This is a genomic window from Lichenicola sp. (assembly GCF_965198575.1).
Lineage (GTDB): Bacteria > Pseudomonadota > Alphaproteobacteria > Acetobacterales > Acetobacteraceae > Lichenicola.
Map to the genome: position 1 here is coordinate 1,446,585 of NZ_OZ240671.1, position 20,822 is coordinate 1,467,406.

Here is a 20,822-nt window from a genome sequence, read left to right on the forward strand (position 1 = left end):
CAAACTCTAACGCGACCGGAACTACCGGGAATAAGCACTAAATTCAACCGCCAGCAAAGCTCCTGAATGAGCGCTATCGTTACTTTGCAGTTAATAATGAGCATTCGCTTGAGGCAACGAGGACACCGACTCAGGATCAACTTGGGGTGATTAACTGCAGCCAAGACCACCGGGTCGACGCCGGCCGCACCATCGGGCAGCTCGGTTCAACGGATGGCTCCTCCCGGCGCGGTGACTATCCGCGGCAGGGCCGGTGGCCCGGGCCATACGTCGGATCCGGGTGATTTCACGCCACCGGTCCAGCTGTCGGCTGCGTCTAGGCTGGGCTGGGCTGGGCTGGAAGCTGTTGCGGTCCCCGGAGGGCTGCTCGAGGGCCGGCAGCCACCGGGGAGTGCGACATGCCCCCCGAGTCCTCGAGGTGATCCGAGTGCCTGCGCGCACGGCTTCACGATGCCGCCCCGGGTGGTGGCGAGGGGGTCGGCACCAGGGCAATCGCGCAGGCTGGCGCCGGCGGATGGCGTGCCCGTCGTCCCTATCTGGTGAAGACGGCCACGGTGCTGTGGCCCAGCAGCGGGACGTCGTTTCGGTGGCGCAGGCCGGCGACGATGGTTCTTGCGGTCTGTTCCGCCAGCACGTCGATCCGATGCCGGATCGGTCTTTCATCCACCACCGGATGCAGTTCGAGTCCGAGCATGTTGGCCAGCCCGTCGGCGGCCACCATCCGGGCCCAAGGCATCAGCACCTCGTCGATCGAGCTGTGCAGCAGCTCGAGACGCGCGAAACCGAGGCGGTCCGCCACCCAACTCCAGCACCGGTCGGTCCACCAGGTGTGGTGGTGCGGGGCAACGTTCAGCACGTCGCGCGACCGGGCGATGTAGGCCTCCGCATTCGGTGTGGAGAGGATGATCCGCCCACCGGGTCTGGTCAGCGCCGCCATCGCCTCGATGAAGGCGAGCGGCTCGCGCACGTGTTCCAGGACCTGGAAGGCGCAGGTGACGTCGAACGCCTCGCCTCGAACCCGGGCAAAATCGACCACGTCCTCCGGCAGCAGGGTGATGCCGCGCGTTCGTGCCTGCTCGATCGCGGCCTTGCTGAATTCAAGCCCGACATAGTCGGCATGCGGGATGTGTGCCGGAAAACTGCAGGCCCCCGCACCGATTTCGCAGACCCGGGCACCCGGTGGTACGTGCGCTGCGGCGAGCGCGAATTCCTGACGCTCGCCGGGATAATATCCGGGATGACGGGCCAGTTCATCATAGAACGCGCCGTCGCCGAGGATCGGTGGATCGAAGAACGACAGGCCGGTCGCCGGCTCGTGCAGCAGGCGCAGCGTTGAGACGCCCGCGAACAGCCGGCTCACATCGACGCCGAGACGCAGCCGGTAGCCCAGGACGATCTGTGCCACGTCGAGCTCGTGCACCAGGACGGTGTCGGTGCTGCCGGTCAACGGGCTCCGGCCGAAGGAGTGCAGCCCTCCCGACGCGGGCGCGATCATGTTCATAGTCGCGCCCACTCCTCCAGCCACGAGGCATCATGGCGATCTCCGGGTTACCATCCGGTTAATGGCGCCGAGCCCTCGGCCGATGTTCGCGGCCACCGGTCTGGCCGCTACGCAGGACGACGGTGATCGTGCTTTAAGAGTGTCATGACATCATCCCCGGCCGAGGCCGCGATCGAGGCGGCCGGTCTGGTCGTCGAACCCTCCGAAATGCCCCGCCTGCTGCGGCTGGTCGCGCGCCGCCTGCCCGCGGACGCCGACGCGGTCCGCGACGCCCTGTGCGAAGTCCGCCGCAAGGGGTGGGTCGGGCGGCTGGTCGACCTGTCGCAGCGCGCCGGCGCGATCTGGGTCCGGCGCGATGATGCGATCGCCGCCGCAGCCGGCCTGCAGGATCCGGAGGCGGACGAACCGGCACTGCGCGAGGCATTGGCGGATGTCGTGCGAAGCCGGCTGCGCGGGCTCGCAGCGACCCCGGCGGAGGCACTCGACGCGGCCGTCGCGGAGCTGTTCGACGAGGGCGGCCGTGTGTTGTCGGCGACCCAGCACGAGACCCTGACCGGGCTGGTGGCCGAGGCGTTCGGGCTGTCGTCCGATGCGGCCTTTGCGCGGGCGGCACTCCGGGATGAGGCCCAGCGACGCCAGGAGCGCAAGGCGGCCGAGACCGTCTCGCGCACCCGCCGCCGCGCGGAACTGCAGCGCTTGCGCGACTGGGAGCGCAGCCTGGTCGAGTTCCGCGAGGTGCCTGGGCTGCTGGGATGCTCGACCCGGGAGGCACTGCGCTGGGTCGCCGCCGACCGGCTGCCGGTGGCGCGGCGGGTGCCCGAACCCGGCAAGCCCGACGGCGAACGCTGGGAGTTCGACCCGGCCGAGTTGATCCGGCTGCGGCCGCAGGTGCAGGCGTGGCGCGAGGCCGAGCCGGATGCGACGCGCGGCCCGACGATTCTCGGCGGCCAGAAGGCTGGCGGCAAGGCGGCCAATGCGGCAGTGGCACGGGTGGCGGCGCTGGACCGGTACGCAGCCCACTTCGCCACCGCACGCGCGCTGAAACGCCGGATCACGCTGGTCACCGGCCCGACCAACAGCGGCAAGTCGCACCTGGCGATCGAGCGTCTGGCCGGCGCGGAAAGCGGGCTGGCACTGGCGCCGCTGCGGCTGCTGGCGCACGAGTTCCGCGAGAGCCTGGCGGCGCGTGGCGTGCTGGTGTCGCTGGCCACCGGCGAGGAACGGATCAACGTGCCGGGCAGCCGGCACCTGGCCGCCACGGTGGAGATGTGCCCGCTGCACAACCCGGTCGACGTGGCGATCGTCGACGAGGCGCAGATGCTGCACGACCCGGAGCGCGGCGCCGCCTGGACCGCGGCGATCATGGGCGCACCGGCCCGCGAATTGTTCGTGCTGGGATCGCCGGATTGCGTGCCGATGGTGCGCCGCATCGCCGAGCTATGTGGCGACCCTCTGGACGAGATCACGCTCGATCGCAAAGGCCCGCTGACCGCTGCCTCCGAACCGGTACAGCTCGGCGACCTGCAGCGCGGCGATGCATTGATCGCGTTCTCGCGTCGCGACGTGCTGGATCTGCGGGCGGCGTTGCAGGCGCGTGGTCGGCGGGTGGCGGTGGTGTATGGTGCGCTGAGCCCTGAAGTGCGGCGGGCGGAGGCGGCGCGTTTCAACGACGGCGACGCGGACATCCTGATCGCCACCGACGCGATCGGCATGGGGCTCAACCTGAATATCCGCCGCGTGGTGTTCGCAGCACTGCGCAAGTTCGACGGCACCCAAAGCCGGGATCTGCAGAGCCACGAGATCAAGCAGATCGGCGGCCGTGCGGGTCGTTACGGCAAGCACGAGGCGGGCATCGTCGCAGTGCTGGCCGGCGCCGGCAGTCCCTCCTTCGTGCGCACGATGCTCGCGGCCCCTCCCCTGGTGCATGCCGAGCTGCGGCCGCTGGTGCAACCGGATTCCGACATCGTGCAGGCTGTGGCTGCGGAGATCGGATCGGACAGCCTGTTCGGCGTGCTGGCGCGGATCAGGCGCGCCGTACTGCGTCGCGACGACCCGAATTACCGGTTGGCCGACATGAGCCAGGCATTCGAGGTCGCCACCGCCCTGGAAGGTGTCGCCGGACTGGACCTGCAACAGCGCTGGACCTACGCGATGTGCCCGGTGGACGAGCGCGATAACGGTGTATCGCGGCTGGCGAATTGGGCGACCGAACACGGTGCGGGCCGGGCCGTGCCACTGCCGTCGGGCGCCCGGCTGCCACCGCCTGAGCGGGCCGCGCGCGACGAGCTCGAGCGGGCGGAGAAGCGCCACAAGCGTCTGGTGGCGTGGCGCTGGATGGCGTTGCGGTTCCCCGAGGCCTACCTGGCACGCGAGGAAGCGGAAGCGATGACGGTGCGGCTGAATGGCTGGATCGAGGCCGTGCTCAGGCAGCAGGCCCGCAGTACCGGCGCGGCGCAGAAGGCGGGAGGCCAGAAAGCGGGAGGCCAGAAACCGGTCGACAAGCCGAAGCGCAGGACCGCCTGAGGTCCGCAACGATCCTCCCCTCGCTGAAATTGGGGAGGGTTCCGACCCTCTGCGGCCTGGCAAGTTCGCCTGCCTGGACAGGGTGACGCGCGACCCAGTCATGGCGGACTTGCCATACTGGAGCGACAAGAACACTGGGAGGAGGCATTGGTCCTCGATCACCCGGTCATCGTGAACGCCTGTGCCGGGCCGAACGTGCTGCCGTTGCGGCCGCATATCACCTTACGCGCGCGAGGTCCTGGCATGCAATTCCGCGGGAAGCGCATCGATCAGGTCGCCTGACCCCAATGCCATGGCCTGCTCACAGATCCACCTGCGGCGCGACGGAGTGGACGCCGATCGTGCGCTCGATGGTCTCGCAATATGCGGCAAGGGAAAAGTGTTTCCGCATGCGTTCCGCAGCCAGGGCGCCCATGTCCAGCGCGCGCTGCGGCTCGTCGAGCAGAACACGGATCTTGCCGCGCAGCCCGGTGACGTCGCCAGGCTCGACATAGTATCCGGTCTTGTCGTGGACAAGAAGATCCGACGGCGCGGCCGTGCGCGTCGCGATCACGACTCTCCCCATGGCCATCGCCTCGGCAATGACGGCATATCCGCATGCGTATTGTGCGGGGTGCATCGGCACGACGACGACCGATGCTTGTTGATACAGTCTGCGTAGATCCATGTAGTTGCCAGCCGAGCCGATCGTCACGAAATCGGGGAGTGCCCCTGGATCGAGGGGGGATTGTTTGGGACGCCATAGGCTGTCGGCAGCGATGCGCATGGGAACTCCGAGCCCTTCGGCGGCGGAGACCAGGGTCTGGTAGTCGCGGTTTGCCGATCCGGCCGAAACGATCAGGGGCTCGTGACCCGGCGGCCCGGGAGTGAAGAAGCTCGTATCGATACCATAACCTGCATTGTGACAGCGATCAGCCGGAAATCCGTGACGTTCGATCATCATCGCGCGCAACGACTCAGCCAGACACAAGAAATGCACATGACGGGCACGGCGCAGAAGCGGCGCGATCGCCGCGAACTTCCTCCCCTGCAGATACGAACCATGCAGGATGATCCAGATCGGCTTCGGCCGCTTCGTCAGCATCGATGCCAGCGTCAGAGGAAAGCCGATATCCTCACCTGAGGTGACGAGAAGATCGTAATCGGCCGCACGTTGTGTAATCACACGCGCCAGACCGAGCCGCCGTCGCAACGAAATAGGATCACCGCCCTGAACCTCGTCGGTGGACACGATCCGTGCATCGTTGCGTTTAGCGAACAGATTGAACTCCGAGAGCGGCTGGTCTCCGGATTGCTTCCTTGCCTCAAGATCCGCCTGAAGCGGACCGCCTAATACATAAAAGACACGCTGTCTCACCACGACGCACTCCCACTCGAGCATTACGTATCCGGACCGATTTAACTAGTCACACAGCAGACAATAAGTTACTAGCTCTCAGGGGAATTTGTCGGATCTCACGTAGCTTGGCGCTTTACATTCGGTAGTTTTGGTGAGGTCGGATCGATGCGGAAGACTGACCGCGGTGCGGTGGCGTCCGATGCCTCTCCCGCGCCCGCTTCATCCTACCTGCTGGGCGCGGTGTGGGCGGGCGTCAATGCCGCCTCGAGCGTGCTGCTGCCATTCGCCCTGTTCGTGTTCTTCGCACGTGAGATCAGCCCGCCGGTGCTCGGACTGATCGCATTGGCGACCGCCTGCACCGAGCTGTTCAAGGCGGTCGGCCTACCCGGGGTCTATGAGGCCCTGCTGCAACAGAAGACCGACCTGCAGCGCTGCCACGAGACCGCACTCGCCCTGCTGCTTTGTGCCAGTGCCGTTCTGGTGCCGCTCTGCGTCGGTACGTTGTACGGGCTGGGCTTCCTTGTCCCCGGGCTGCATGCCCATTTCATCATCCTGGCCCTGCTGACGCTACGGATCCCGCTCGATCTGGCGACGGTGCAGCCGCAAGCCATTCTGGTGGCCCGCCTCGCCTACCGACGACTGGCCGTGCGCACGGTGGTGGCCAATCTGGTCGCCGGCGGCTTCGGCGTGCTGGTGGCACTCGTGGTGGCGCCGATCTACGGTCTCGTGACCTACCAGCTGGTGCAGTCGGGCCTGACCTTCGGCAGCACGGCGATAGGGCGCGGACTCCTGGTCCGGCCTCGACTGCACGGGGATTGCGTGCGCCGGCTCCGCAGCGAGACCCTGCTCTCGACGGGCAACCGCGTCCTGGCGGCCTCGATCAACTACCTCGACCAGATGGCGATCGCCCCGCTCGCCGGGAAACTCGGTCTGGCCTACTACAATCTGGGCAAGCGGCTCGAGACCACCTTCGTGACCGTGGCCAACTCGTTCTCGTCGATCCTGTTCCAGCCGCTGTTCGCAGCCGACGGCGCGCTGTCCCGGCAGAAGGCCACCTGGCGCGCCCTGTTCGTGCTCTCGGTGGTCTGCGGCATCCCGGCCGCGGTGGTGTTCAGCAACAGCCATGCCGTCGTGGCGCTGGTCTTCGGGCGCCGATGGCTCGCAGCCGCGCCGCTGGTCGGCTGGCTGTCGCTCAACGGGTTCGTGCGGGCGGTCGGCATGGTGCCCGGATCGTTCCTCTCGGTCTCGGGGCGCAACCGCGAGTTGCTGATGACATCGATCGCGTCCGCCATCGGCAGCATGGCCCTGGTGTTCGCCTTCGCGGGGTCGAGCATCCTGCTCTGCGCGATGGGGATGGTCGTCAAGAACGCCGTGATCGTCGGCTGGATGGCGTGGCTGTCGCGTGGCGAGGTGCGGCAACCGGCGCTGACCTACGCCCTGACCGCGCTGGTTCCCGTCCTGCTGATGATCTCGGCATCAGGCATGGTCGCGATGATGATGCCGATCGGCGCCGGCGCCACGCCGTCACGGAGCTGCACGCTGCTGTGCCTGTCCGGCCTGGCGGCACTCCTTGTCGGCGGTGCGTGGATCGGGCTCGCGCATCTCTGGTCGCTGCGTCTTCCGGAACCGGCGCCGGCGCTGAACGCCCTTCCATGAAGGTGCTCTATCTGGCGCACGACCTGGCGGATGCCGCGATCCGTCGTCGCGTCCGCTTCCTGCAGGAGGGTGGTGCGCTGGTCCGGCTGGTCGGCTTCAGCCGCGTCCGGAATGCAGGGGCGCATGACGGGACCTCCGGACGCCTGATCGGCATCACCCGGAACGGACGCCTGGTGCGACGGATCGTCTCGACGGCGGCGGCGGTCCTGTTGTCCGGACGGTGGCATGACGAGATGCGGGCCGCGGACATCATCCTCGCCCGCAGCCTCGAGATGCTGGTGATCGCGGTGCTGGTGCGCGCCCGTCTGCGGCTCGGTAAACCAATTATTTACGAATGCCTTGATATTCATAGGCTGATGACCGGAAACAGTCTCCCCAGCCTTGCCATGCGCCGCATCGAACAGCGTCTGCTGAACTCGTGCGCGCTGCTGATCGTCAGCTCGCCGCGCTTCATCGACGCCTATTTCGAACCGGCCCATCGACGCCTGCCGCCATGGATCCTGCTGGAGAACAAGGTCCTCGCGAGCGAACTGCAAGACGGCGCGACCTCCTGCCAGGCGGGATCACCGCGGCCGGACGGACCGCCATGGCGGATCGGCTGGTTCGGCATCATCCGGTGCCGCCGCAGCCTCCTGCTGCTGGCCAGCCTGGTGCGGGGATCCAGCGGCACGATCGAGGTCGAGATCCGCGGCCGCCCGGCCCGCGACGTGATTCCCGAGTTCGACGCCGTGGTCGCCGCAACCCCGGGGATGCGGTTCGGCGGCGGCTACGACCGCGCGATCGATCTTCCCGGCCTATACATGGACGTACACTTCAACTGGACGCTCGATTTCTATGAGGCCGGGCTGAATTCAGAGTGGCTGCTGCCGAACCGGCTCTATGAGGGCAGCATGTTCGGTGCAGTGCCGCTGGCCCTGGCGTCGGTGGAAACCGGCCGATGGTTTGCCCGGCAGGGCTGCGGAGTGCTGCTGGAGGAGCCGTTGCAGCCAGTGCTGGACCGGTTCTTCGCCGGGCTGGATGCGGGCTCCTACCAGTCGTTGCAGGCAGCGGTCGGGCGCATCGACCGGATGGCGCTGATGGAAAGCGCCGACAGTGCAGCGCAGTTCGTCGACACGCTGCGCGGATTGCACCGGCGAGACGCCCCGCATGGACAGTCCGCCGTCCTCCGACACGACAAAGCCGCATGACTGGCGCGGCGATCCCCTTCTTCACGATCGTGATGCCGGTGCTGGACGAGGAACGCCATGTCCGGCGGGCTCTGCTGTCGCTGCTCGATCAGCTGGGCGATTTGCGAACGGAAATCCTGGTGATGGACGGCGGCAGCTGCGACGGGACCTTGGCGATCGTGGGAACCCTGGCTGCTGCCAATCCGGTGATCCGGCTGATCGACAATCCGGCGCGGCTGCAATCGGCAGCCTGCAACCTGGCTGCGCACCTCGCGTCGCCCGAAAGCCGCGTGCTGCTTCGCGCCGACGCTCATGCCGGCTACCCGCCAGGATTCGTACGGACCTGCCTGAAGGCATTGGCAACGACAGGCGCCACCTCAGTGGTAGTACCGATGCGCACGGTCGGCAGCAGCGCGACGCAGCGCGCAATTGCCGCCGCCCAGAACAGCCTGCTCGGCAATGGCGGATCGAGCCATCGTCGCGCCGGCAACTCGCGTTTCGTCGATCACGGCCATCACGCCGCTTTCGACCTGGACTTCTTTCGGTCGCTCGGTGGCTACGATCCGACCTTCACTCATAACGAGGATGCAGAGCTCGATATCCGCGCCCTGCAGGCCGGCGGCCGCGTCTGGCTCTGCAGCGATGCCGCGATCGACTACTACCCGCGTGAGACGTTGCGGCAGCTTGGGACGCAATATGTCCGGCATGGACGCGGCCGGGCGCGCACGACGGTCAAGCACCGGCTGCGGCTACGGCTCCGCCAATGCCTGCCGATCGTCATCCTGATGGCGATGCCGTGTGCGCTGCTCGCACCATGCGCTCCGCTTATGGCAGTGCCAGCCGGGCTGTATCTCTCCGCCTGCCTGGTCTGGGGCCTCACCGAGGCCGTACGGCAGCGTGATCCAGCCCTTGTGGCGATGGGGCCTGCCGCGATCGTCATGCATATCGCCTGGGCGATCGGCTTCCTCGATGGCCGCCTGACCCGCACACGGACCTTGCCGGACGAAAAATCGGTCATGTTGGCAGAGGCGCGAGCATGAGTCAGAGACCTCAGCCGCACAACGGAGCGTCCCACGTGTCGGTCCCTGCGCGGCCACTCCTGATGGCCGCGGCCATCGGCATGAGCCTGGCCATCATCATTCCCAGCGCAGGTTGCGGTTCGTTCATTCCGCAGAGCGGGCCTGGCCTGCAGGCCGTGCGGCAACAGGCTTCCGTCACTGATCTGCATCCGGCCACTCCAACAGCCTACGCGTTGATCACCGTCGATGCCGACACGCTCCGCTTCCTCACCACGCCCGCTCCCGAACCGCGATTCTCTGTCGCCGAAACCAGCCACGCGATCCACGGCACCATCGGTGTCGGCGACGACCTGGGTATCACAATTTTCGAGTCCGGGCCTGGAGGCCTGTTCATCACCGACCACCCTGAAAACCCTTCCGGAAACTCGGTCACGTTGCCGTCACAGCAGGTCGATGAGGGCGGCAACATAACGATTCCGTTCGGCGGCAAGATTGCGGTCGTCGGGCATACTCCGGCCGCAGTCGAACGCGCCATCGTGCAGCGGCTCGGCAGCCGCGCGCTCGAACCGCAGGCGGTCGTCAGCATCCTGGCTCGGCGTTCCGGCATGATCTCGGTTGTGGGTGATGTCGGCGGGACAGCCCATTTCTCGCTCGACCCCGGCGGCGAGACGATGATGGGCGCAATCGCACGCGCCGGTGGCCCGCGCTTCCCGGACTACGAAACCATCGTGTCCCTGCAACGGGCAGGCACCGTGCAACGCGCGCGCCTCTCGGAAATTGTTGCGGATCCCGGACAGAATCTGCCTCTGGAGCCCGGCGATGCAATCTACATATCGCATGATCCGGAGTTCTTCCTGGCGATGGGCGCGACCGGCCAGACCTCCTCGCTCGGGCCATTGGACCGGCGTATCGCATTCGGAGGTGAAAAGGTGACACTTGCGGACGCGCTCGCAAGGGCGGGCGGTCTGGAAGACGACCGCGCGAACGCCCGTGCCCTCTTCGTTTACCGGCTGACGCGGCCCGGAGACATCCAGCCCGGGATCAAGATCCCGACAGTTTATGTCACAGACCTGCGGGACCCACGCGGCTACATCTACGCCAGCCGATTCATCATGCACCCGGAAGATATTATTTTCGTGTCGAACGCCCCCTCGACTGATCTTGCCAAGTTTCTGGCGCTCGTCCTGCCAGCTGCCTACACCAGCCAGGGATTCAATGCCGGCTTGAGATAGGACGTGTTGGCCCGCCACCAGCCATCTCTGCTCATCCTTTGTTTACGTTTTTCTGCGAAACCATGACCAAGAGGAGGCACATGCCATGGAAGACCGTATTCGCAAGATCCTGACCGATTGTGGTCGCCTGTCCGTCCCGACCCAAGGTCTCGGCGCACAAGATAATCTCTACGAGGTGGGCCTGAGCTCACTTGCCACAGTCAACGTGATGCTCGCCGTCGAGGAGGCTTTCGACGTGGAGTTTCCAGACAACCTTCTGACACGGCGCTCGTTCGAGAGCATCAGCTCGCTTGCAAGTGTGGTCAACGGCCTCAAGCCACCGGCCTTGACGTCTTGAACGACCTGGGAGCCCTCTCGGACCGCGCCAGATCGGCGGCCGTAGTTGCTGCCGCCCATGCGGACGACGTGGACTCCTGCGCCCGTTTTCCCACCGAAACCATAGATGCGCTCAAGGAGCACCGGCTTCTTGGCCTGCTCGTCCCGGTCCATCTCGACGGACCTGGCGCGCCACTGGCAGATGCGGCGATGGTCTGCCGTATCCTGGGGCAGGCCTGCGGTTCAAGCGCATTGATTTATGCCATGCATCAAATCCAGGTCGCCTGCCTGGTCGCGGCGGTCGGCGGAAGCGAATGGCAGGACGAGTTCCTGAGGCGCGTTGCGTCCGAACAACTGCTCCTGGCCTCCGTCACCTCGGAAGTGGGCATCGGCGGTAACATCCGCTCCAGCCTCTGCGCGCCGGACTATCTCGACGATCGGCTGACCTTATCGAAACGCTCATCTGCGATCTCGTACGGGGAGCATGCCGACGCACTTCTGGTGACCGCGCGGCGCAACACCGAGGCATCCTCCTCCGACCAGATCCTGATCGTGGCAGAACGCACGGACACATCGCTGACCGAGACCAGTCGCTGGGACACTCTCGGCATGCGCGGAACCGACAGCAAGGCCTTCGACGTCTCGCTCTCCGCCCGACCTGCACAGATCGTTCCGTTGCCGTTCGGGGACATCGCGCAGCACACCATGCTGCCGACCTCGCACATCCTATGGGGTTCAGTCTGGCTCGGCATCGCCACCGACGCGACCGAGAAGGCGAGGGCATTTCTTCGGCGGCAGGCGCAGACCAATCCGGGATCGTTGCCGCCTGGCGCGGTCCGTTTGGAAAAAGCCGTCTCGATGCTGACGTCGATGCGCGCACGCCTGGACTGTGCGACAGGGGAATATCTCTCGATCCGGATCAGCGATCGCGAGGCGCTTCCGCTGGGCTTCCTGGCCGAAGTGAACGGCCTGAAAATCGCCCTGTCCGAGGCGGCACTAGAGGTCGTGCAGCAGGCAATGCTGATCTGCGGGATCGCCGGCTACAAGTACGGGACCCCTTACAGCATCGGCCGCCACCTGCGCGACCTTCATTCGGCACCCTTGATGGTCAACAACGATCGTATTGCTGCCAACACAGCAACGCTACTCGTCGCCCAGCGCGCTCCGCTGATGAGAGGCTAAGCCATGCCGACCGAGAACTCGTTCCGCGATACGCTTTTCGATGCCGGGCTCCTCATCGCGAGCGGCGTCGACGGCATCTATGGCCGGAGCGGCGAATTCGAGAGCGTGGTCGACGGGATCGACGGGCTGATCTCTCGGGACGGCGGCATGCCCGGTGCGGAGGTCGTACGTTTCCCGCCGGCCATGCCACGTAGCGTCATGGAGACGAGCGGGTATTTGAAAGGGTTCCCGCATCTCGCCGGCACGGTGCACTGCTTCTGTGGCGACGATCGTGCTCACAAGAAGCTGCTGCAATGCCTCGAAGCCGGCGAAGACTGGACGGCACAACAGCAGTCCGTCGACCTGGCCCTGACGCCGGCCGCCTGTTACCCGGTGTATCCGATGATGGCGTTGCGCGGGCCGGTGAGCGCCGCCGGGCACATTGTCGACGTGTCCTCCTATTGCTTCCGTCATGAGCCATCGGTCGAGCCCACCCGGATGCAGATGTTCCGGATGCGCGAGTTCGTTTGCATCGGTGCGCCTGCCAGCGTTCTGGCCTTCCGCGACATGTGGTCGGAACGCGGACGTGTGCTGATCGGCGCCCTCGGACTGCCAGTGGCTATCGACGTGGCCAACGATCCATTTTTCGGCCGTGGGGGCAAGATCATGGCCGAAAGCCAGCGCGACCAAGCGTTGAAATACGAGCTTCTGGTCCCGGTCAACAGCACGGAAAGCCCGACTGCGTGCCTCAGCTTCAACTACCACATGGACCATTTCAGCGAGATCTGGGACCTCAGGATGGAAGATGGAAGCCTTGCCCATACGGCCTGCGTAGGTTTCGGGTTCGAGCGGCTGACACTCGCCTTGTTCCGCCATCACGGTCTTGATCGTTCGGCCTGGCCTCAGCATGTAAAGACTGCACTGTGGCCATCCTGAATGAAGAGCTAGGCGCAACAGGCGGCTTCGTGCCTCATGTCCTGCACGACGTCGGCCGCTTCTGGCCGGAAACTAATTGCTATACCGATTTATGGATCGAGCTCATTGCCAGCCTCGGTGAGGTTCCCGCTGCCGCTTTCGGATTTGGAATTGCCCAGGCACATGAGGGTGACCAGTTCACCTTCTCGAAGATACCGTTCGAGGATCTGCGCCGGCTTTACGGCCTGACGGTGCAGGAGCTGTCGATCTACCGCTCACTGGAGCAGCATACGGCTCTGCATGTTGGGCGCGGTCAGACCGTGCTTCTCGAAGTGGATGCCTTCTACCTGCCCGACACCATCGCGACCACCTACCGCCAGCAGCATGTGAAAACGACGATCGCGATCGACTGCATCGCTCCTGATCTGGGCAACTGCCACTATTTTCACAACGCTGCGCGCGGCCTGCTCGACGGTGACGATTACCGCGGCGCGCTCCGCCTGCGTCCGGACTTTGCTGAACAGCCGGACCTGCTTCCTCCCTACGTCGAGGTCGTCACCCAAGCCGCTGTCAGGCTCGACCCGGCAGCATTGCATGTGACGGCGGTTGAGCTGCTACGTGGACATTTGTCCCGCCGCCCGTCGGCGAGCCCATTCTCCATCTGGGGCGAAGCGTTCCAGGGCGATCTCGAGAGCCTGATCGCAGCGCCCGAGACGTTCCACGATTATGCATTCCATTTCCCACGCTCGGTCGGCGCGAATTTCGAGCTTCTCGGCAGCCATGTCGCGTGGCTCTCGTCTGATCGGCTCGGCAGCGTGGTCGACGCGTGCGACAGGATAGCGCAGACCGCCAAGGTGCTGCAGTTCCGCCTCGCACGCAGCGTCGCCCGGAAGCGCCCGGATCCCTGCGGAGACTGCTTCACCAAGTTCGAGACGTCGTATGCGGAGATCGTGTCCGGCCTCGAGGCCTGGACATCATGACATCGCGCTGGCTCAAAGGCTACGGCTCGTCATTCCGTTATATCCGAAAAACAGCTTTATCGTGACCATTTCTGCGTTCGACGCGCCGCCGCTCGCATTCGCGCCGCTCCTGGAAGCGCATTGGCGGATCGCCCGAACGGCGGCCAATACCGTGCCGACTCCCGACCTGCTGCCGGCCGAGATGCCGTGGCGGGATGGCATCGTTCCCGGTACGGCACTCCAGGTTCTGCAGGGACCAGCGGCGTGGGGGGCACCAGTGCCACTGCCGCTGCACGACTACGACATCTGGTTCCTGACAGTGTTCGAGGCATTTCCGGGCCAGAGGTTACGCTTCCTGGGTCTCGCCGGTCTCGCAGAAATCTGGCTCGACAAGCACCGCGTCGCAGAGTCGACGAGCATGTTCCTTTCCCTGACGGTCGCGCTCCCGACCAGCGGCCCGATGCGCCTGGCGCTGTGCTTCCGCTCGCTCTCGACGGCGCTCGCTGCAACGTCCGGACGGTCGCGCTGGCGGACCCGGCTGGTGACGACGAACGCGCTGCGCCTGTATCGACAGACACTGCTCGGTCATATGCCCGGCTGGTGCCCGTCATTCCACGCGGTCGGCCCATTCCGGCCGATCGAGCGTCTCGGGGGTCCGGGCATCGTGGAGTCTTGCAGGCTCGCGACCAGGATGCATGGCAATGATGGGATCCTGTCCGTCGACCTCCTTTTCGACGATCCGGCCAGCATCCCCGGGCCATCAACTCGCCGCCCGCTCACCCTGCGTGTTGGGACGCGGATCGTTGACCTGAACGAAGCGGAAAACGGCCGCCTCACTGTTGAAGTGACGCTGCCCGGTGTCGCGCGCTGGTGGCCGCATACGCATGGCACGCCGATCCTGCACGAGGTCTTCCTCAGCGATGGCGCGACCGCCCTGAGTCTCGGTCGGGTTGGGTTCCGTGAGGCCGTTGTCCGGGACGGGCCAGACGGGGCAGGCTTTGCACTCGAGATCAACGGCGTCGCGGTGTTCTGCCGCGGTGCCTGCTGGACCAGCGCCGACCTGCTCGGCCTCGCCGGCGACCGCGACACATACGAACCTTGGCTCGTGGCCCTGCGCGATGCCGGCATGAACATGGTCCGCCTCGGTGGCACCATGCTCTACGAGACGCCGGCCTTCCATGAGCTCTGCGACGAACTCGGGATCCTGGTCTGGCAGGACCTGATGTTCGCCAACCTGGACTACCCGCTCGACCGCGAGCCGTTGCGGCGGCAGGCGATCGCGGAGGTCGAGCAGCTTCTCGGCCGCCTCGGCGCCAGCCCATCCTTCGTCGTGCTGTGCGGCGGCTCGGAGATGGCGCAGCAGGCGACGATGCTCGGCGTTACCGCGGCGCGACGGGCGATGCCGTTTTTCGAAACGACGCTTCCCGAATTGGTCCGGCGCCTCGACCCCGGCCTGCATTACGTTCCGCACTCTCCCTGGGGCGGCCCGCTGCCGATTACGGTCGGCGCCGGGGTTGCGCACTATTACGGCGTCGGCGCCTATCGACGGCCGCTGGAGGATGCACGCCGCGCCGGGGTGCGGTTCGCCAGCGAATGCCTCGCCTTCGCCAACCCGCCAAGCGCCGCATCGCCATCGTCGCGGAAAACTGCTCATGCGCCGCGGGACCTGGGGGCGTCCTGGGACTTCGCAGACATCCGCGATCACTATCTCAGCACGCTCTACTCGGTGGATCCTGCACGTCTGCGCATCGAGGACCACGCCCGCTATCTCGACCTGTCCCGGGCCGTTACCGCGGATCTGATGGAGGCGGTGTTCGCCGAGTGGCGTCGTCCGGGCTCGTCCTGTTCCGGCGGCCTGGTCTGGCAGCTCCAGGACCTGGAGCCCGGGAGTGGTTGGGGTATCATCGACAGCCACGGCCACAAGAAGGCCGCCTGGCACGGGCTGCGTCGTGTCCTGGCTCCGATCCAGCTGCTGCTGTCCGACGAAGGGCTGGACGGTCTGGGCGTCCACGTCCTGAACGAGACGCCGGATCCGGTGTCTGCGGTCCTGAAACTCGAATGTCTCCGGCGTGGGTCGATCGCGGTGGTGTCAGCCGAGCAACCGGTTGAGCTCGGACCACGCACTGCGGTCTCGCTCTCCAGCCAGGCGCTCCTCGACAGCTTCTTCGACATCACCCGGGCATACTGTTTCGGTCCGCCGGAACATCACGTCACGATCGCCACACTCCGGTGCGCCAGGACCGGACACCCGCTCTCCGAAGCATTCCATTTTCCTCTGGGCCGAGCCCTGCCATCCGACGATCTCGGCATCAAGGCAACTATCGGAGTGATCGACTCAAGCTGGTTCATCGACATCACCGCCATCCGGTTCGCTCAGGCGGTGCATATCGTCGTTGAGGGCTACCAGGCCGACGATGACTGGTTCCATCTGCCTCCAGCCAGGCTCCGACGCATCACGCTGCGAGCGTTGCGCGGCTGGAGCGAACCGCCCTCCGGACACGTAGCGGCGATCAACGGAACGCAAACAGTGTCTTTCGGCGTCCGCAACGGGGCCGAGGCAAGCCCGCACCATAGTCCGCTGGCGACCTCCGCATGATGCCGGTGACCTTCGACGGGTGCGCTGGCTGGCTGAACGTCGGATCGAACGGGATCGGGGTCGTGATCTGCGCACCGTTCGGTCAGGAAGCGATGCTCACCTATCGCGGCTGCAAGATCCTGGCCGATGCTCTACAAAAGCGTGGTTTCAGCGTGCTACGTTTTGATTATCCCGGCACCGGCGACTCTGCCGGTAGCGAGACCGATCCGGATCGACTCGGAGCTTGGCAAGGCAGCATCGGCTCTGCAACCGCCTTCCTTCGCCACGCGACTGGCGCCGACGCCATGCTGCTGATCGGCTTTCGGCTCGGCGCCGCTCTCGCGCTCCGGGCGGCCGCAATGGATCCGTCGATCATCGCCATCTGCTGCCTGTCGCCCGTGATCTCCGGCAGGAGCTACACGCGCGAGCTGCGGCTGCTCGCCAACGGATGGCGCGAAGCCAACCTCCTGCCCCCGCCGCAGACAGGTTCGGCACATCTCGATGTCGCGGGCGACCGCCTCGCCGACGAAACCCTGCACGCGCTGTCGGCGATCGACCTGCGCACGCTCGCGCAGACGGCGCCGGACGTCCTGCTGATGGAAGCAAGCGGAGCGCCCCTGATCGCCGCTCTGGCCAACCGCCTCGAGGAACTTGGGGCACGCGTCACGCGCGGCGATTTTCCTGGGGCGCCTGAGTTCCTGCAGAACCCGTTCTCCGCCACGGTCCCGCAAGCCGCATTCACAAACATCGTTGAATGGTGCGCGAGCCTGCTACCCCGGGATCGAAGGCTGCCACCGCCGCTTCCGCCAACGTGCGGGCTTCTGCAACTGCCAAACGCGATAGAGCAAGGTCTGCACTTCGGGCCGCGGAGCAGCCTGTACGGTGTTCTTTGCCTACCTATGCAGCGCCATGTGGACCCTGCACCAACCGTGCTCATGCTCAACACGGGCTTCGGCCGAAGGACCGGCGACGGGCGCGTGTACGTCACCCTGGCGAGGCGACTTGCCGCTCTAGGCATTGCCTCGTTGCGTATCGACGCCGCTGGCTTCGGCGACAGCACCAGCCGGGACGACCAGGAGGCGGATCCGTATGGGCTGGAGATCGTCGGCGATGTGGTCGCCGGAGTCGAAGTGCTTGCGGCCCGCGGGCTCCACAGGCCGGTCCTCGTGGGCATCTGTTCGGGGGCTCATGCAGCATTCCATGCCGGCCTGCACGAGCCGCGTATCGATCGACTGATCCTGACAAACCTGCAGAAATTTATCTGGGAGAACGACGTACCATTACGTGTGATCAACAGGAAGCAACGGCGGCCTGTTGCCTTTTATCTGAGGGCAGCAACCCGACAGGGCGTCTGGCTGCGTCTGCTCTGCGGTGAGATTGCCGTCGGTTCGATCGGTGCGGCACTCATCCGTCGGCTATTCGCGAATGCCTACATCAGTGGCTGCCTGCTGCTCGAACGCAAGATGGGATTGCGGACACATTCCGGCCAGGTTCGACGCTGGCTCACTGAGCTCGACGAACGCGGCACACACGTCGATCTCCTCTACAGCGAGGGGGATCCGGGGCTGTCTGAACTCGCACTCGTGGTAGGACCGGGGCAACGATCTCTGCAAGGATTCGAGAATATCAACGTTAAGGTGATCCCGCGTGCCGACCACGCGCTCCTCGACCACACGGCACGACAGCATTTCATCGACTACATCTGTCGTATCTTCGAAGCTTCCGACGCAAATTCTGCCGAATCGGTAGGCTTGAGCGCGTAAAAACACTTCACTCTCCACCTGCTTTATACCAGGCGTTAACGACTCATTATCTCCTTCGGCATAATCTAGTTCAGACGGGACAGATTTGCGAAGGCGTGTCTTCGTCCGACTGCGTCAGCCCAGGTCGATGCAGAAAGTCTATCCCGACCGTACGCTGCAGTCTCGCATTGACAGATTTCCAACCTCTTGCGGCAGACTTCGAGGACACGCATGAACGTTGACTTGAGACTGACGTCACCGCCTGCCGCGGTGCTGGGAGCCGAGAGGGGCCAATGGCTCTATCGCGGACTATACCTGGCGTTTGTGATCGGTGGTCTGGCACTCGAGGCACTGGCGGTTCTGCTCGGCAGCATGATCGCACTCGACATCGCGCCGCATCTTGCCACGTACGACGAAATCTATGGCCTGACCCTAGCCTACGTCGTGATCTCCGCGATTGCCACGATTGTCCGCGAGGCGGTGAAACGACGCGAGGAGGAAGCTGCCTGGCTGCTCTGGCTGGCGCTGCTGCTTGGACTGGTCGCCACACGAAGCCATGCGCAACTTGATATCGAGGCGCTGATCGTCTGGTTCGGGTTTTCGATCTTCTGCATCCTCGGAACACGTAGCGTAGTCAGGCGCCTCATCGCGACCGCGCTTGCCGGCTGCCTGCCCCGTCGGCCTATCGCCTTCATTGGCAACAGCCACTCCGCGGCGATGATGCTGGCCCAGATCGGCGCGGATCGCAGATCGCGTTTTCAAACCGTTGGTTTCTTCGACGACAGGCTCGATCGGCCAGGACCGCTCACGGAGCTCCTACCTTGCTTGGGCACGGTCAGCGATCTTGTAAACTACATTCATAACGCCGAACTCGACGAAGTTTACATGGCGCTTCCCTGGTCCGCCGGTATCCGAATTTCCGAGCTTCTAGAGCGGCTGCGATTTCTGCCCTTGACCGTAAAGTTGATACCCGACCACGTGCCGCCCGCACTGGTAGGCAGAGGCGACGGGCAGTTCCTTGGTGTTGTCATGCCAACGCTGATGATCCCGCCTTTCTCAGCTGCGGGCGCGGTTTTTAAACGTAGTGTCGACATCCTGGGTGTATGTGCATTATTGTTCCCATTGATCCCGCTATTCCTCCTCGTTGCCCTGTTCATTAAGGTGGATAGCAAGGGCCCGGTCCTGTTCCGACAGATGCGCTCTGGTCAATACGGCCGCCAATTCAGCATCTTGAAGTTCCGCTCACTGCATGTGGCACAGGCGGACGCGGCGGCGGAGACGCTCGTAACCTCGGGCGACCGCCGCGTCACCCGTGTCGGGCGGTATCTGCGGAAATACTCGATCGACGAGTTGCCGCAGGTCTTCAACGTGCTGTTCGGGCAGATGTCCCTGGTAGGTCCGCGTCCCCACGCCCCGCGTGCCAAGGCCGACGGTCGTATCTACGCCGAAGTCATTCCGGAATACATGCTTCGCTACCGCGTCAAACCGGGCATGACCGGCTGGGCGCAAGTGAATGGATGGCGTGGCAATACCGATACGGAAGAGCAACTGCGTAAGCGCGTCGAGTTCGACTTCCAGTATATCGGCAAGTGGTCGCCGCTGCGCGACCTGGAGATCATGGTCCGCACGATCCCGTCGATGCTTATGCCACCCTCCGGAAATGTCTGAGCATGCGAAAATCCCTCGACGCGCTAGTGGCACATCGCTTCACGCGGCACATCTCGCCACTTCAGGCCCTTGCCCGCGGAGCCATGGCGCGGAGGCGGACCTTCGCTTGTGCGACCTACGCACTCCTTGTTGTCGCTTTAGCTATGGGAACCTGCCACCCGGCGTGGAGCCAGGCGGCCCCAGTGGAAACTCTGAACCTCAACTTCAGGACGATGCCGCACTGGCGCACCGGACCGATGCCCTGGCCACCAATAGCGAGGCCGTTCAACGATCCCGGCTTCGTGCTCAGCGCCGGAATGATGAGCGGGCTGCGCTCACCTTACAGGAAAAACGCGTTATCCGCCCCCGCCTGGGCATCTCTTTCTAATGAGAAAGAGGCCTATCCAAATGGCGACGCGTTGACAGATCTCGGGATCGATCCGTTCTCGATCCTGGATGATGTGCTTCTGCTAACCGCAACGCCAATACCCGCAAGGGCAGCGGCAACGTTACCCGCCGACATGCCGCGACAATACCTCTCGGGAAGTTTCAACACCTACCCATTTAGCCAGACCTACGGCTATTTCGAGGTGACAGCAAAGGTGCCGTCGGGTCCAGGACTCTGGCCCGCCTTCTGGCTCCTCCCCATCGACCAGTCGTGGCCGCCAGAGATCGATATCACCGAGATTCTCGGCGACGATGTTCGCACTGCGTATTTCTCGATTCACAGCGGCGACAGGAGTTGGGTAGCATCGCAGCCTGACAGCTATAACGGGAGCACAACGACCGAGAAGACCGGGCGCACAATTGACCTTTCGACCGACTACCACCGTTACGGTCTAGATTGGACGACGCGGACCATCACCTTCTATATCGATGGCGTTGCCGTCGGCAGCAGGCCAACGCCCGCCGATATGCGCAAGCCGTTCTACCTGATCGTCAACCTTGCGGTCGGGGGCTTAGGAAGCTGGCCCGGTCCGCCAACCGTACGAACCCAATTCCCGGCATGCCTGGCGATCCGGTCGATCGGGATCTGGACCCGGAACCCCAATGCCAGCCGCTGACGGAGCGC

The 20,822-nt window shown here is 64.9% G+C and carries 15 protein-coding genes; 13 read left to right on the forward strand and 2 right to left on the reverse strand.

Going from position 1 to position 20,822, the window contains the following annotated elements; all coding sequences use genetic code 11:
* Positions 1-532 precede the first annotated feature (532 nt).
* Positions 533-1,501: a class I SAM-dependent methyltransferase gene (locus ACOEQ2_RS06755; RefSeq protein WP_419730616.1), complete on the reverse strand. Its 969-nt coding sequence runs from the start codon at positions 1,499-1,501 to the stop codon at positions 533-535.
* Positions 1,502-1,645: 144 nt separating this feature from the next.
* On the opposite strand from ACOEQ2_RS06755, the gene ACOEQ2_RS06760 reads away from it, so the two are divergent.
* Positions 1,646-4,024, forward strand: coding sequence for a helicase-related protein (locus ACOEQ2_RS06760; protein WP_419730617.1), 2,379 nt, complete (start codon positions 1,646-1,648; stop codon positions 4,022-4,024).
* A gap of 301 nt (positions 4,025-4,325) precedes the next feature.
* Here the strand turns inward: ACOEQ2_RS06760 and ACOEQ2_RS06765 are convergent, their stop codons facing one another.
* The gene (locus tag ACOEQ2_RS06765; protein ID WP_419730618.1) at positions 4,326-5,405 is read right to left on the reverse strand and encodes a glycosyltransferase family 4 protein; all 1,080 of its coding nucleotides are present in this window, start codon (positions 5,403-5,405) and stop codon (positions 4,326-4,328) included.
* Between the two features lie 123 nt (positions 5,406-5,528).
* On the opposite strand from ACOEQ2_RS06765, the gene ACOEQ2_RS06770 reads away from it, so the two are divergent.
* The 12 genes from ACOEQ2_RS06770 to ACOEQ2_RS06825 all read left to right on the forward strand — a co-directional run bounded on the left by ACOEQ2_RS06770 (position 5,529) and on the right by ACOEQ2_RS06825 (position 20,814).
* Complete coding sequence (locus tag ACOEQ2_RS06770; RefSeq protein WP_419730619.1) at positions 5,529-7,019, forward strand: oligosaccharide flippase family protein; 1,491 nt, start codon at positions 5,529-5,531, stop codon at positions 7,017-7,019.
* Complete coding sequence (locus tag ACOEQ2_RS06775) at positions 7,016-8,206, forward strand: glycosyl transferase family 1 (protein WP_419730620.1); 1,191 nt, start codon at positions 7,016-7,018, stop codon at positions 8,204-8,206. Before ACOEQ2_RS06770 ends, ACOEQ2_RS06775 begins: the two co-directional genes overlap by 4 nt.
* Complete coding sequence (locus ACOEQ2_RS06780; protein ID WP_419730621.1) at positions 8,203-9,225, forward strand: glycosyltransferase family 2 protein; 1,023 nt, start codon at positions 8,203-8,205, stop codon at positions 9,223-9,225. Before ACOEQ2_RS06775 ends, ACOEQ2_RS06780 begins: the two co-directional genes overlap by 4 nt.
* Positions 9,226-9,287: 62 nt before the next feature.
* Positions 9,288-10,436, forward strand: coding sequence for a polysaccharide biosynthesis/export family protein (locus ACOEQ2_RS06785; protein WP_419730622.1), 1,149 nt, complete (start codon positions 9,288-9,290; stop codon positions 10,434-10,436).
* A gap of 85 nt (positions 10,437-10,521) precedes the next feature.
* Complete coding sequence (locus tag ACOEQ2_RS06790) at positions 10,522-10,773, forward strand: acyl carrier protein (protein ID WP_419730623.1); 252 nt, start codon at positions 10,522-10,524, stop codon at positions 10,771-10,773.
* Positions 10,770-11,933 carry an acyl-CoA dehydrogenase family protein gene (locus tag ACOEQ2_RS06795; protein ID WP_419730624.1) on the forward strand — a complete coding sequence of 388 codons (1,164 nt, stop codon included), beginning with the start codon at positions 10,770-10,772 and terminating at the stop codon, positions 11,931-11,933. The genes ACOEQ2_RS06790 and ACOEQ2_RS06795 overlap by 4 nt, the downstream gene beginning before the upstream one ends.
* A gap of 3 nt (positions 11,934-11,936) precedes the next feature.
* Positions 11,937-12,848, forward strand: a complete 912-nt coding sequence (locus tag ACOEQ2_RS06800) for an amino acid--[acyl-carrier-protein] ligase (RefSeq protein WP_419730625.1) — start codon at positions 11,937-11,939, stop codon at positions 12,846-12,848.
* Entirely contained in the window at positions 12,836-13,807 is a 972-nt protein-coding gene (locus ACOEQ2_RS06805; RefSeq protein WP_419730626.1) for a DUF1839 family protein, read from the forward strand. Before ACOEQ2_RS06800 ends, ACOEQ2_RS06805 begins: the two co-directional genes overlap by 13 nt.
* A 61-nt stretch (positions 13,808-13,868) precedes the next feature.
* Positions 13,869-16,382 (forward strand): hypothetical protein, encoded by a 2,514-nt coding sequence (locus tag ACOEQ2_RS06810; RefSeq protein WP_419730627.1) that lies wholly within the window; start codon positions 13,869-13,871, stop codon positions 16,380-16,382.
* Positions 16,379-18,124 carry an alpha/beta fold hydrolase gene (locus ACOEQ2_RS06815; protein ID WP_419730628.1) on the forward strand — a complete coding sequence of 582 codons (1,746 nt, stop codon included), beginning with the start codon at positions 16,379-16,381 and terminating at the stop codon, positions 18,122-18,124. The genes ACOEQ2_RS06810 and ACOEQ2_RS06815 overlap by 4 nt, the downstream gene beginning before the upstream one ends.
* A gap of 210 nt (positions 18,125-18,334) precedes the next feature.
* Positions 18,335-19,771, forward strand: coding sequence for an exopolysaccharide biosynthesis polyprenyl glycosylphosphotransferase (locus tag ACOEQ2_RS06820; protein ID WP_419730629.1), 1,437 nt, complete (start codon positions 18,335-18,337; stop codon positions 19,769-19,771).
* Positions 19,772-19,953: 182 nt separating this feature from the next.
* A complete protein-coding gene (locus tag ACOEQ2_RS06825; RefSeq protein WP_419730630.1) occupies positions 19,954-20,814 on the forward strand; it encodes a glycoside hydrolase family 16 protein in 861 nt (286 codons plus the stop codon).
* Positions 20,815-20,822: the final 8 nt, after the last annotated feature.